Raw genomic sequence first — 13,007 nt, forward strand, 5'->3', positions numbered from 1 at the left:
GGTGCTGCTTAGCGGAAGGCAGGACAATAAACATTTACTTACAAATTCCACCTGAGCTTTGTGACTAAATTCGTTAGCATAGCCTTCTATTACTTTGCCAAAACTATAGGTACATCATATGTCTGAGAAAAAACCTGGGATCTTAAGACGCTTTTTTGGTGGCATTTGGCGCGCTATCAGCCTGCTTCGTCATATCACTTTTAATCTGATTTTTGCTTTGGTGTTTATCTTTATTCTGATCTCCATTTTCAGTGGTGACGATAAAGTGGAAGTGCCCGAAAGCGCCGCTTTAGTGCTGAACTTATCCGGTGATCTGGTTGAGGAAAAACGTTATGTCGATCCTGTTGATCAGGTACTGAGCGAAAGTATGGGTTCTGAAGAGGAAGAGCCAGAGATTTTACTGACCGACCTGCTACAAACTATTCAGGCGGTGAAAAACGACGAACGTATTAAAGCCATAGTGTTGGATTTATCCTCTTTTGGTTCAGGCTCGATGGACAAGCTGGCTATGGTGGGCAGCGCACTGCAGGATTTTAAAGCCGCAGGTAAAAAAGTACTGGCGACAGGCGATTACTACAGCCAAAACCAGTATTTCCTCGCCTCTTACGCCGACAGCATCAATTTAAACCCTATGGGCACAGTACTGCTGGAAGGGTTCGGCACTTACCCTATGTACTACAAATCGGCGCTAGAAAAGTTAAAGATCACCACTCATGTGTTTAAAGTCGGCACTTATAAATCAGCAGTAGAGCCTTTTACCCGCGATACCATGTCAGATGAAGCCAAAGAAGCTAATAAGGCATGGCTAGACGAGTTATGGGCCAGCTACAAGCAACAAGTAGCAGAGCGCCGTGGTTTTGCCGTCGACAACTTTGATGAAACCATCACTGGTTTGTACCAGAAGCTGCAAGCTGTTAACGGTGATATGACTCAGTATGCGCTGGATGCGAAGTTAGTTGACAGCATCAAGAGCCGTGAAGAGTTTCGTCAGGATTTAATTGCGCTTGTTGGTGAAAGTGAAAAACACAGTTTTAATCAGGTTCACTACAAAGAGTATCAGGACTTGGTACTGCCACCGGTACAATATGACAACCCACTGACTGAAAAGGTTGCCGTGGTGGTGGCTCGCGGCACTATTATTGACGGTTCGGCGAAAGCCGGCACCATAGGCGGTGATAGCACAGCAGCGTTATTACGCCGGGCCCGCTTCGATGAGAAAGTCAAAGCTGTAGTGCTGCGGATTGATAGTGGTGGTGGCAGCGCCTTCGCGTCCGAAGTGATAGGCCAGGAAATTAAACTATTAAAAGCAGCAGGTAAGCCTGTGATCGCCTCTATGGGGGCAGTAGCAGCATCAGGTGGCTATTGGATTGCGGCTCCGGCTAATGAGATTTGGGCGTCCCCTACTACTATCACAGGCTCTATCGGTATTTTCGGTTTGTTCCATACATTGGAAAATGCGATGCCAGTACTGGGCCTGAATACCGATGGTGTTGGCACCACAGAACTTGCAGGTATGAGTGCCGGCTTGCCATTGTTTAAAGGCTTAACACCAGAAATGTCCAACATCTTCCAACTTTTAATCAACAAAGGCTATGACGACTTTATCAGTATGGTGTCAGAGCATCGTGGCATGAGCAAAGAGGCCGTTGATAAAGTCGCGCAAGGCCGCGTCTGGACAGGCACTAAAGCACTGGAGTTTGGCTTGGTTGATAAACTGGGTACTTTTGATGACGCGATAGCTGCTGCTGCTGAAAAAGCAGGCTTAAAGCAATATGACATCAAAGTGATGGAACAAGAGTTAACGCCGACCGAACAGCTATTGCGCGACATGTTTGCCTCAGGCACAGTACAGGCGCTGCTGCCTGAGGCAAAAGGATCTGTCTTTGGTCCACTGCTTAAAAACATCATGAGTCAAATCAACCGTGACTTTAAAGTGTTAGAGCAGTTTAACGACCCGAAAGGTATCTACTCTGTCTGTATGAGTTGTACTGCGGTGAATTAACAGCCGAAGCCTCGAACAAAGCCGCCTTGTGCGGCTTTTTTGTATCTTGTTTGACAGCATTCAGATCTGGAAAAACAACAAACCCGTATAAGCTTACGCTGATACGGGTTCTGGCAATAATGGCGGAGGGGGAGAGATTCGAACTCTCGGAAGGCTATTAACCTTCGCCGGTTTTCAAGACCGGTGCATTAAACCGCTCTGCCACCCCTCCGGCGCCGCGTATGATAATCAGATCGGTTGCGAAAGAAAAGCATTTTTTTAAACTTTGATAAAACAAGCTAAATGATTGAATTGTTTTACAAAGATAACTACTGGCACTTTGGGAACTTCCCAAGTAAGATAAAGTCAGAGAAGTAACTATTAAATGGAGAGTACAGCAATGTCCTACAACCAAAGCACTCAGACTGGCCATATAGGCCATAGTATCGAAGTCAATAAAGTTCTGCGTAATACCTATTTCCTGCTAGCCATGACGTTAGCCTTCAGCGCAGTGACCGCGGGTATTGCCATGGCGATGAATTTCGGTTTTGGCATAGGTCTGGTATTGACTCTGGTCGCCTTTGGCTTGATTTTTGTCGTGCAGAAAAAAGCAGACAGCGCCAGTGGTATTTTTTGGGTTTTTGCCTTAACAGGCTGTTTAGGTGCTTCCATTGGCCCTATGCTGAACCGCTTCGCTGCGACTGCCAATGGCTCTGAGCTGATCATGCAAGCGCTGGGTTTAACTGCTGTGGTGTTCTTTTCACTGTCGGCTTACGCTTTAAGTTCACGTAAAGATTTTAGCTTTATGGGCAACTTTCTGTTTGTAGGTTTGATTGTGGCGATAGTCGCAGGTTTGGCTAACATCTTCCTGCAGATCCCTGCCCTGCATCTGGCTATCAATGCTGCTGTAGTGATGATTATGTCAGGTTTAATTTTGTTTGATACCAGCCGTATTGTGAATGGCGGTGAAACTAACTATATCCGCGCTACAGTGGGTCTGTACCTGAACATCTTCAACCTGTTCACTTCATTACTGCAATTACTGGGTATCATGGGCAGCGATGATTAATTAAGGCTTGAGATAAGCTTGTGTTGCAGTAAAATGCCCCGCCAAGTGCGGGGCTTTTTTATAGGCTATATATCTTTGGTAAAGGCTTAATTAGACTAATGATGCTACGAAAGGTAAACAGATGACCAGTTTTGCCGTTCTGATAGAAGGCCCGGTGTTACAAGGCCAGAGTTTTGTCAGCGCCTTGCGTTTTATGCAGCAGGCCTTAGAGGCTGGCCATAGTGTAGATTCAGTGTTTTTATACCGTGATGCGGTAGGTGCCGCTTCAGCCCTGATTGATTTACCTTCCGACGAGCCCAATTTGTCCGCTACCTTGCAGCAATTTTGTCAGGCACATCAAATCCCTTTGCTGTTTTGTATCACCGCTGCGGAAAAACGTGGTGTGTGTTCTAATGAAGTAAAACCGGCAGATGGTTATCTCGCTGCTGGATTAGCCGAATTTGCCATGCGTCTGGCCAAAGCGGATAAACTGGTGCAATTTTCATGAAGATAGCAGTGATCGTCACCAGCTTGCCTTTACAAGGTATAGCAGCACGGGAAAGTCTGGATTTAATCTTTGCTTTAGCTGCAGTGGATCATCAGCTCAGCGTGATTTTCAGTGATGATGCGGTTTATCAGTTGGTGAAGGCCGAAGATAGTACGGCACTGATGGTCAAAGACTTCAGACGTAGTTTTAAACTCTTTGAGCTTTACGATATTGAAAATCTATATGTCTGCGCTGAGTCGCTACGAAAGCGTAATTTGCAAGTCTCTGAGCTTGTGCCGGGCTTTCAGCCTTTAGAACAAGCAGAGCTTAGCCAATTGCTTTTCACCCAGCAGCATGTAATGAAGGCCTGATATGAGACTTTTTGATCTACCTCACAACCGATTAGCTGAAATACTCAGTCTGGCCAGTGCAGAAGATAAAGTTTTATTAAGACAAGAAGCGGTTTATTTAATGACTTCAGGTCTGCTGAATCAGCTCCCCTGTACTGTCTATTGTCTGGCTACAGACGCCGCTGTACGCGGTATCCCTATCTCCGAACCTTTTATCGCACTGAATGACAGCCAGTGGTTGGATTTAGTGCTACAAGCGAAGCAACAACTCTGATGAATGAACTGATTGTAAATAACCAACGTTACCCCTTGGATAAACACGGCTATTTGGCTGATTTATCGTTGTGGACACCGGAACTGGCGGAAGAGTTTGCCCGCTTGGAACAGATCCAGTTAACCGACGCTCACTGGGAGGTGGTTAATTTTGTCCGCGACTTTTATCAGGAATACCAGACCTCCCCAGCCATACGTTTGCTGGTCAAAAGCATGGGAGAAAAACTCGGCGCAGACAAAGGCAATAGCAAATATCTGTTTCTGTTATTCCCCGAAGGGCCAGCGAAACAAGCCACTCGTATCGGCGGTCTACCAAAACCGGCTAAATGCTTGTAGAGCACGATGAAAAAAGGGCCTACTGGCCCCCTTTGTACATCGACATGCCGGCTTCAAAGCTGGTCATCACCACGATAGCGATCACCCCGATCAATACCAGCCAGTAGACCCAACGCAACATCAGCTTGATTGGATTTTTACGGGTCTTGCGCACAACCACGTGACGCGGTATCGCGGTTTTCTTTGAGTTTTGTTGTTGTTCTTTGATTAACGACATTGCACTTACCATAGTCAAGGAGCAGCTTACTGCTCCTTACAAAAACCTAAACAGTGTTCGGATCAGGCACTGAGCTCAGTTTTGCCGCCCATGTAAGGCTGCAACACGGCCGGGATCTGAATCGAACCATCCGCTTGCTGATAGTTTTCCAGAATAGCCACCAAAGTGCGACCCACCGCCAAACCAGAGCCGTTTAAGGTATGCAACAGCTCAGGTTTTTTGCCTTCACCCGGACGGAAACGGGCTTGCATACGACGGGCCTGGAAATCGCCCATATTTGAGCAAGACGAAATTTCCCGATAGGTGTTTTGTGCCGGTAACCAAACTTCCAAATCGTAGGTTTTAGTGGAACCAAAGCCCATATCACCGGTACAGAGCAGCATAGTGCGGTAAGGTAACCCCAGAAGCTGCAGCACTTTTTCGGCATGACCTGTTAATTCTTCCAGAGCAGCAAAAGACTGATCCGGATGCACTAATTGCACCAACTCCACTTTATCAAATTGATGCTGGCGTATCAGTCCACGGGTATCGCGACCGTAGGAGCCGGCTTCACTACGAAAACAGGGCGTATGGGCGGCATATTTTTGTGGCAGTTCAGACAGTTCAAAAATGCAATCACGGGCCAGGTTGGTTACAGGCACTTCAGCCGTTGGGATCAACGACATGCCCACGCCTTCTTCTGTCGCAGGTTTGGTATGAAACAAATCCGCACCAAATTTCGGCAACTGGCCTGTGCCGTACAAAGACGCCGCATTGACCAGATAAGGCACGTACAGCTCGGTATAACCATGCTGCTCTGTGTGCAAGTCCAGCATAAATTGCGCTAAAGCACGGTGCAGACGGGCAATCTGGCCGCGCATCACGACAAAACGTGAACCTGCAATTTTCACCGCATTTTCAAAATCCAGACCTTTGTCCAGCGCTTCGCCTAAAGCCACATGATCTTTAACATCAAAGTCGAAGGTCTTCGGCTCGCCCCACTGGCGTACCATCACGTTGCCTGTTTCATCTTTACCCGTTGGCACAGACTCATGCGGCAGGTTTGGAATAGCGCTGACAATGCTGTCCCACTGGGCTAACACGGCATCGAGTTTTTGTTTGGCCTCTTCAAGCTGTGCGCCTAAACCATCCACTTCAGCCAGTAATGGCGTAATGTCCTCACCACGGGCTTTAGCCTGACCTATGGCTTTGGATTTGGTATTACGTAAATTTTGTAAGTCCTGAGTCGCCATTTGCAACGCACGGCGCTGCTCTTCCAGAGTTTCCAACGTTTTAACGTCCAACTGAAAACCACGGTCCGCCAAACGTTGAGCGGTTTGAGCCAATTCGGCCCGTAAAAATTTTGCATCTAACATAGTGATTACTTCATTGAGCCCAGTTTTAAACCCAACCAGGCGAGTGTTAAACAAATCAGCACGTTCAGTACAACATTCAGGCCGGCTTTCACCAATTCGCCTTGTTGCAGCAATAAAACAGTGTCGAGTGAAAACGTCGAAAAGGTAGTAAAGGCACCTAAAAAACCTACGCCGATCAAAGTCTTCCACGGGTTGACCGTCAGATGTTCGGCTAAAAACAGGCCATACAGCAGGCCTAATACAAAAGACCCGAGAATATTAACCAGCAACGTAGCAAAAGGGAATGATTTACCACAAAGATGCAGGATTAATTCGCCTAAACCGAAACGACAACAAGCTCCTATAGCACCACCTATAGCCACTGCCAGATAAGCCTGCATTAATCCTGTCCTTTTGCTTGTTGGTCCAGCATGGCTAAATAGGCCATTTTATCCTGCAGTTGTTTCTCTAAACCGCGATCGGATGGCTGATAAAACCTCAATCCTGCCATTTGTGCAGGTAAATAGGTCTCACCCGCCGCATAAGCACCGGGTTCATTGTGAGCGTAACGATAGGCCTGGCCAAAACCCTGTTGTTTGGCCAAAGCCGTTGGCGCATTACGCAAATGATCCGGCACTTCATAGGACGGATTTTGCTGCACATACTGGCGCATTGAATTAAAAGCGCTATACACCGCATTGGATTTTGGCGCTAAGGCCATATACACCGCTGCCTGAGCTATAGCGCGTTCTCCTTCGGCAGGCCCTACCCGGGCAAAGGTATCCCAGGCATCCAAACCTATAGTTAAGGCCCGTGGATCGGCATTGCCTATATCTTCACTGGCAATCGCCAGTAGCCTGCGCGCCACATACAAAGGATCACCACCGCCTTCTAAAATGCGGCAATACCAATACAAAGCGGCATCCGGGTTGGAACCCCGCACCGATTTATGAAAAGCAGAAATTAAATCGTAAAAAATATCACCCTGCTGATCAAAACCCGGTAATTGCCGTGGGACCAACTGCCGGAATAAATCAGCGGTTAATAAAATCACTGCAGCGCCCTGCTGCGCCGTTTCGACCGCTTGCTCAAACAGGTTGAGTAAACGTCTGGCATCACCATCAGCCAGTTGCAGCAATAAAGCCCGGGCTTCAGCGGCAATTTGTATCTGCTGGCCCTGCTGCTGATAATGCACCACAGCACGCTCTATCACTAAATTCAGATCATCTGTCGTCAGTTTTTTTAAAATGCAGACCCGGGCGCGGGATAACATAGCGTTATTCAGCGCAAAGGCTGGGTTTTCAGTGGTAGCGCCAATAAAAATAATGGTGCCATCTTCAATATGGGGTAAAAAGGCATCCTGCTGCGCTTTGTTAAAGCGGTGCACTTCATCGACAAACAACAAAGTACGCTGATTTTGCACTAAACGTTGTTTCGCCGCCTGAATTTCTTCGCGTATTTCTTTGACACCAGCAGTGACAGCAGATAAACGGGCTATGGCCGCTTTGGCATAAATGGCGATTAACTCCGCCAAGGTAGTTTTGCCAGTGCCTGGCGGGCCCCATAAAATCAACGAGGAAATGCGCCCTGCTTCTATTGCTTTACGCAGCGGTGTGCCTGGCCCCAGCAGGTGCTGCTGTCCAACATAGTCCGATAACTGTGTTGGCCTCAGCAGCGCTGCCAGAGGCCTGATATCGTCGTGAAATTCAAAGCCGAGGTTGTTCACTTGACGCGTTGATCATCCACTTCCGCTGTGGCCGGAATAGTAAATTGAAATAGTTCTGAAGCAAGAGGCGTATTGTATTGCACCAGATTAAAATCAAAAGTGCTGTTCTGACCGTTACTGTCGATGACAATCATTTTTGATAAAGCTAAACCCGAGAATTTCAGACTGAGCTTTTTTACCGCGTTGCTTGGATCTTTGGGTGTGATATCAAACTGATCATCAGCACCAGTTACACTGTACTGAGCCCAGAGTTTGGGGTCGTGTGAGGTCAACAGCACAAAAGGCGTCTTCTGCACTTGTTCTTTAGCATCATAAATACTGACCTGATCCAACAATTCAGCATAAAACCACAAGGTTTTGCCATCGCCAATAAACAGGTTGGGCTCAGGCGTCTGGGTTTCAAAACGGAATAAAGACGGCTGTTTCAGCGACAACATGCCTTCGCCCTGCTGAATAAGCTTATTGCTGGCATCCACCACGGTTTGATCAAAACTGGCCTGAAAGCTGGTTAAACGCGCTAACTTTTTCTGCAAGGCCTCAGCCTGATCAGCCACAGCCATAAAGGCAGGCACCACCAGAGACAACACCAGAGCCACAGCTTTTTTTCCGAAGTTTTTCTTCATATACACCTTAGTTAAAATACTTTAGGAGGAGGAGGCGCCAAGACTTCACGATTGCCGTTATGGCCAGCACCACTGACGATACCGCTCATTTCCATTTGTTCGACTAAACGGGCGGCGCGATTATAGCCAATACGGAAGCGTCTTTGTACACCTGAAACCGACGCTTTGCGGCTTTCTGTGACAAAAGCCACGGCTTGATCAAACAGTGGATCGGACTCCCCGTCATCACCTTCCATCGTCTCGCCGGGTAACAGACTATCCTCTGAAGGCTCACCGTTTAGGATCTCAGCGATATAATTCGGTTTACCGCGCCGTTTCCAGTCCGATACCACAGCATGCACTTCGTGGTCATCGACAAAAGCACCATGCACCCGGGTAGGCACACCTGAACCCGGCGGTAAATACAACATATCGCCCTGACCTAATAAGCTTTCAGCGCCCTGCTGATCCAAAATGGTTCTGGAGTCGATTTTTGACGACACCTGAAAGGCCATCCGGGTTGGGATATTGGCTTTAATCAAGCCGGTGATCACATCCACTGACGGACGCTGAGTGGCTAAGATCAGATGAATACCGGCTGCACGGGCTTTTTGGGCGATACGGGCAATCAGCTCTTCAACTTTTTTACCCACTATCATCATCATGTCAGCGAATTCGTCGATCACTACGACAATAGAAGGCAACTTCTCAAGCTCTGGTGGCATCGTCATCATGTTGTCACTAGGCTTCCAGATCGGATCACGAATAGGAGTGCCTGCTGCAATAGCTTCCTGAATTTTCTGGTTATAACCTTTTAAGTTACGCACCCCAAGGGCCGACATCAGCTTATAACGACGTTCCATTTCACCCACACACCAGCGCAGGCCATTGGCTGCTTCTTTCATGTCTGTGACGACTTCGGTTAACAAATGTGGAATGCCTTCATACACAGATAATTCCAGCATCTTCGGGTCAATCATTAAAAAGCGCACATCTTCAGGCGTAGATTTATACAACAAACTACAAATCATCACGTTGACGCCCACTGACTTACCTGAACCCGTAGTACCGGCCACCAGTAAATGTGGCATACGGCCTAAATCTGCCACTACGGATTTACCGGCGATGTCTTTGCCCAGCACCATAGTTAAAGGTGACTTCGACTGCATAAAGACTTCATCACCTATCACTTCAGATAAACGCACTATTTCCCTGAACTGATTAGGCAATTCCAGACCAATGTAAGATTTACCCGGTATCACTTCCACCACCCGCACGCTGATGGCAGATAAAGAACGGGCTAAGTCTTTCGACAAGCCGGTAATTTTGCTGACCTTCACACCTGGGGCTAAATCCAGCTCAAAACGGGTTACGACAGGGCCTGGCAATACAGCAACCACTTTGGCTTCGACACCAAAATCCAGCAACTTAGTTTCCACTAACCGTGACACCCGCTCTAAATCGGCCGGGTCTATAGGATTCGTAGCTTTGTCTGGTCGGTCTAATAACGCAAGCGAAGGTAAATCGTCCGGGCTGAACGATGCAGACACCGGCGAATCATCTTCGTCTTCTTCCTCAATCACCACAGGCGCGACCACAGCCTGACGTTCAACTTCGGCAAAACTTTGTTCCAGATGCTGTAGCTGCTCAGGAGAATAGCCATCATCCACCGCCGAGAAACTTAAATCATCGTCGGCCAGTGTATCAACACTGACAAAAGCCACAGCTTCGGTTTTTTCATCCAAAGGCGCAAAAGGTAGAGGCTCCACCCGCTCATTGGCTGCAAAGTACGAGCGACTTGGTTGAGTTTGAACCTCTTCAATCTCGGGTAACGGAATTTGTTCTTCTTCAGGCGCAATAAAGGCAGACTGTACAGCATCATCGCGACCAGGGGTTAACCGGATCACTTCCGGTGCAACCGCAGGCTCTGCCGCAGCCATCTTTGTCATAGCCCCAGTTGTATCTACTGCAATTTCTGGTTCACGGCGTAACACAGGCGCTGTGGATTCAGTCTGGAAAGATAAGGGAGAGCTGACTTTAGTCTCTGAGCGTTCTGCCAGGTATTGGCCTAATCGGGTTGGCGCCTGATACAGCGCAATCAATACCCGCACAGTGAACGCTCCCAGCTCGTCCGCAACAGTGACCCAGGAAATGCCTGTGGCCAGCGTCAGCCCCGTCGATAACCCGCACAGCAACAATAAAATAGTACCGATAAAATTAAAATTCGGCATCAGCATAGCGGCCACGACATCGCCCACTACACCGCCTGATGAAAAATAGAAAATGTCATTAAAATTAATGCTGCTAATAGCACTGGCGCAAAGGATGGTTAAGACTAAACCAATCAGACGCAACCCAAGAATAAGGTAATCCATCTCCAGCAGTGTTTTGGCACGCCGCGTTAACAAATAACCACCAAAAGCCACCAGCGGCGGCACCAGATAGGCAATCCAGCCAAAGCTGAATAACAAGATATCAGCAATCCAGGCGCCTTTTGGCCCGGCATAGTTATGAACTGTGGTTTGGTAACCAGCCTGAGACCAACTCGGATCCGCCGGGTCGAATGACATCAAAGCCAATAACATAAAGGCAGCACAACCAAAGCTAAGGATTAATCCCACTTCAGATAAACGCTGCATTCCGTTTAACGAAAACAATAGTTTGGCTCGCAACCTTCTGGCTTCACTCAACACAACAAGTCCCATTTATTCTAAGAATTCTACCTACTTAAGATATCAGAGAGACAACTCTGATGCACCCCTTTATGGCCGCTTCTGCTAAAGCCTGCGTCTTCATGCGCATAAACTCAGCGACAAAAGCTTATATAAACTTCAACGTCTGAACACTGGCTGTACAAAACCCCGTCGTCTTTAATGCTATCACTCTGTTGAATACAGCTACATCAATTGACCGCCACAAAGGTAGTTTGTTTCACCTCTTCCATCACCACATAAGTCCGGCTTTCCCTTACGCTGGGTAAACGCAATAAAGTTTCGCCTAACAGTTCGCGATAAGCCGCCATATTGGCCACCCGGGTTTTTAATAAAAAGTCGAAACTGCCGGAGACCAAATGACATTCCTGGATTTCATGTAGCTTCTGCACTGCTTTACTGAATTCATCAAAATCTTCAGGTGAGGTTTTGCTTAAGGTAATTTCAACAAAAACCAGTAACGCGGAACCTACCTTATTCGGGTCAACCTGAGCTGTGTAGCCTAAGATATAGCCCTCAGCTTCCAGTTTACGCACCCGCTCCAGACAGGGGGTAGCACTCAACCCTACCCTTTTGGCCAATTCGACATTGGCAATACGGCCGTCATGCTGCAATTCAGTCAGAATTTTACGGTCAATCCGGTCGAGTTTTTTGACACTTTTACTGGTTTCGTACATGGCAGATAAAAATTTCACTTTTTAGTTTATAGCAGGATTTATAACTGCAATTCAGCCAAAAAACAACAGGTAAAACTACCAATCCATAACTATACTAGGCAAAAATTTTTCTTAACCCTACACAGGCGGAATATCATGATTATTGGCGTACCTAAAGAGATAAAAAACCACGAATACCGCGTCGGTATGACCCCTGCCAGCGTGCGTGAGCTGACTGCACTTGGTCACACCGTTTATGTTGAACACAATGCAGGTAGCGGCATTGGCTTTGGTGACGATGCCTATCAGGCGGCTGGTGCCACAGTATTAACTACTGCTGCAGAAGTTTTCGCCAAAGCAGAAATGATTGTCAAAGTGAAAGAGCCTCAGGCTGTTGAACGTGCCATGTTGCGTGAAGGCCAAATCCTGTTCACTTACCTGCACTTAGCGCCGGACTTGCCACAAACTGAAGATCTGATCAAATCCAAAGCTATTTGTATCGCTTATGAGACAGTCACAGACAACCGTGGCGGCTTGCCTTTATTAGCCCCTATGTCTGAAGTGGCGGGTCGTATGTCTATTCAGGCTGGTGCCCGTGCTTTAGAGAAATCCTGTGCTGGTCGCGGTATGTTATTAGGTGGCGTACCAGGTGTAGAACCTGCCAAAGTGGTGATTATCGGCGGCGGTATGGTCGGTACCAACGCAGCTCAGATGGCTGTAGGTATGGGTGCTGACGTAGTGGTGCTGGACCGTAGTGTCGACGTATTACGTCGTATTGATGCTCAGTTCAATGGCGCAGTAAAAACTGTGTACTCTACTGTAGATGCGTTGGAAAAACATGTGTTAGCGGCTGATTTAGTCATAGGTGGCGTGTTAATTCCGGGTGCAGCAGCACCTAAGCTGGTGACAGCCGATCACATCAAACGGATGAAGCCAGGTTCTGCCATTGTCGACGTCGCTATCGACCAGGGCGGTTGTGTAGAAACCTCAAGAGCCACGACTCATGCTGAACCTACTTACATTGTAGACGACGTGGTGCACTACTGTGTGGCTAATATGCCAGGCGCAGTGCCACTGACCTCTACTTTTGCACTGAACAACGCCACTCTGCCGTTTATTATCCGTTTAGCCAATAAAGGCTACAAACAGGCATTGCTGGACGATGCCCATCTGTTAAACGGCTTAAACGTGATCAATGGTCATGTGGTGAACAAACACGTCGCAGACGCGTTAAACCTGCCGTTTGTTGAACCTAAACAGGCGTTAGCTCCACTCTAATTACAGAA

At 47.6% G+C, this 13,007-nt stretch carries 14 protein-coding genes and 1 tRNA gene; 7 read left to right on the top strand and 8 right to left on the bottom strand.

Going from position 1 to position 13,007, the window contains the following annotated elements:
• Positions 1-118 precede the first annotated feature (118 nt).
• On the top strand, positions 119-2,002 hold the full coding sequence (gene sppA, locus SD53_RS15420) for a signal peptide peptidase SppA (RefSeq protein WP_046521083.1): 1,884 nt from the start codon (positions 119-121) through the stop codon (positions 2,000-2,002).
• A gap of 120 nt (positions 2,003-2,122) precedes the next feature.
• On the opposite strand, the gene SD53_RS15425 is transcribed toward sppA, so the two are convergent.
• Positions 2,123-2,213: transfer RNA gene (locus SD53_RS15425), tRNA-Ser, on the bottom strand.
• A 168-nt stretch (positions 2,214-2,381) separates the two neighbouring features.
• Between SD53_RS15425 and SD53_RS15430 the strand changes: the two genes are divergently transcribed.
• From SD53_RS15430 to SD53_RS15450, 5 genes are all read left to right on the top strand, one after another.
• Positions 2,382-3,050, top strand: coding sequence for a Bax inhibitor-1/YccA family protein (locus tag SD53_RS15430; protein ID WP_046521084.1), 669 nt, complete (start codon positions 2,382-2,384; stop codon positions 3,048-3,050).
• 121 nt (positions 3,051-3,171) lie between these two features.
• The gene (gene tusD, locus SD53_RS15435; protein ID WP_052749416.1) at positions 3,172-3,537 is read left to right on the top strand and encodes a sulfurtransferase complex subunit TusD; all 366 of its coding nucleotides are present in this window, start codon (positions 3,172-3,174) and stop codon (positions 3,535-3,537) included.
• Complete coding sequence (tusC, locus tag SD53_RS15440) at positions 3,534-3,887, top strand: sulfurtransferase complex subunit TusC (protein WP_046521085.1); 354 nt, start codon at positions 3,534-3,536, stop codon at positions 3,885-3,887. The genes tusD and tusC overlap by 4 nt, the downstream gene beginning before the upstream one ends.
• Before the next feature lies 1 nt (position 3,888).
• The gene (locus tag SD53_RS15445) at positions 3,889-4,140 is read left to right on the top strand and encodes a DsrH/TusB family sulfur metabolism protein (RefSeq protein ID WP_046521086.1); all 252 of its coding nucleotides are present in this window, start codon (positions 3,889-3,891) and stop codon (positions 4,138-4,140) included.
• Positions 4,140-4,475, top strand: a complete 336-nt coding sequence (locus SD53_RS15450; protein ID WP_046521087.1) for a TusE/DsrC/DsvC family sulfur relay protein — start codon at positions 4,140-4,142, stop codon at positions 4,473-4,475. Before SD53_RS15445 ends, SD53_RS15450 begins: the two co-directional genes overlap by 1 nt.
• 19 nt (positions 4,476-4,494) lie before the next feature.
• Here SD53_RS15450 and SD53_RS15455 read toward each other — a convergent pair whose 3' ends face one another.
• From SD53_RS15455 to lrp, 7 genes are all read right to left on the bottom strand, one after another.
• Positions 4,495-4,692 (bottom strand): hypothetical protein, encoded by a 198-nt coding sequence (locus SD53_RS15455; protein WP_046521088.1) that lies wholly within the window; start codon positions 4,690-4,692, stop codon positions 4,495-4,497.
• Positions 4,693-4,754: 62 nt separating this feature from the next.
• Positions 4,755-6,047, bottom strand: coding sequence for a serine--tRNA ligase (gene serS, locus SD53_RS15460; protein WP_046521089.1), 1,293 nt, complete (start codon positions 6,045-6,047; stop codon positions 4,755-4,757).
• Between the two features lie 5 nt (positions 6,048-6,052).
• The gene (gene crcB, locus SD53_RS15465) at positions 6,053-6,427 is read right to left on the bottom strand and encodes a fluoride efflux transporter CrcB (RefSeq protein WP_046521090.1); all 375 of its coding nucleotides are present in this window, start codon (positions 6,425-6,427) and stop codon (positions 6,053-6,055) included.
• Positions 6,427-7,752, bottom strand: coding sequence for a replication-associated recombination protein A (locus SD53_RS15470; protein WP_046521091.1), 1,326 nt, complete (start codon positions 7,750-7,752; stop codon positions 6,427-6,429). The genes crcB and SD53_RS15470 overlap by 1 nt, the downstream gene beginning before the upstream one ends.
• Entirely contained in the window at positions 7,749-8,375 is a 627-nt protein-coding gene (gene lolA, locus SD53_RS15475; protein ID WP_046521092.1) for an outer membrane lipoprotein periplasmic chaperone LolA, read from the bottom strand. The genes SD53_RS15470 and lolA overlap by 4 nt, the downstream gene beginning before the upstream one ends.
• A gap of 11 nt (positions 8,376-8,386) precedes the next feature.
• Positions 8,387-11,059 (bottom strand): DNA translocase FtsK, encoded by a 2,673-nt coding sequence (locus tag SD53_RS15480; protein WP_046521093.1) that lies wholly within the window; start codon positions 11,057-11,059, stop codon positions 8,387-8,389.
• A gap of 197 nt (positions 11,060-11,256) precedes the next feature.
• Positions 11,257-11,742 carry a leucine-responsive transcriptional regulator Lrp gene (gene lrp / locus SD53_RS15485; protein WP_046521198.1) on the bottom strand — a complete coding sequence of 162 codons (486 nt, stop codon included), beginning with the start codon at positions 11,740-11,742 and terminating at the stop codon, positions 11,257-11,259.
• Between the two features lie 135 nt (positions 11,743-11,877).
• Between lrp and ald the strand changes: the two genes are divergently transcribed.
• Entirely contained in the window at positions 11,878-12,999 is a 1,122-nt protein-coding gene (gene ald, locus SD53_RS15490; RefSeq protein WP_046521094.1) for an alanine dehydrogenase, read from the top strand.
• The last annotated feature ends 8 nt before the right edge of the window (positions 13,000-13,007 follow it).

The organism is Rheinheimera mesophila, assembly GCF_000986865.1.
Classification (GTDB): domain Bacteria; phylum Pseudomonadota; class Gammaproteobacteria; order Enterobacterales; family Alteromonadaceae; genus Pararheinheimera; species Pararheinheimera mesophila.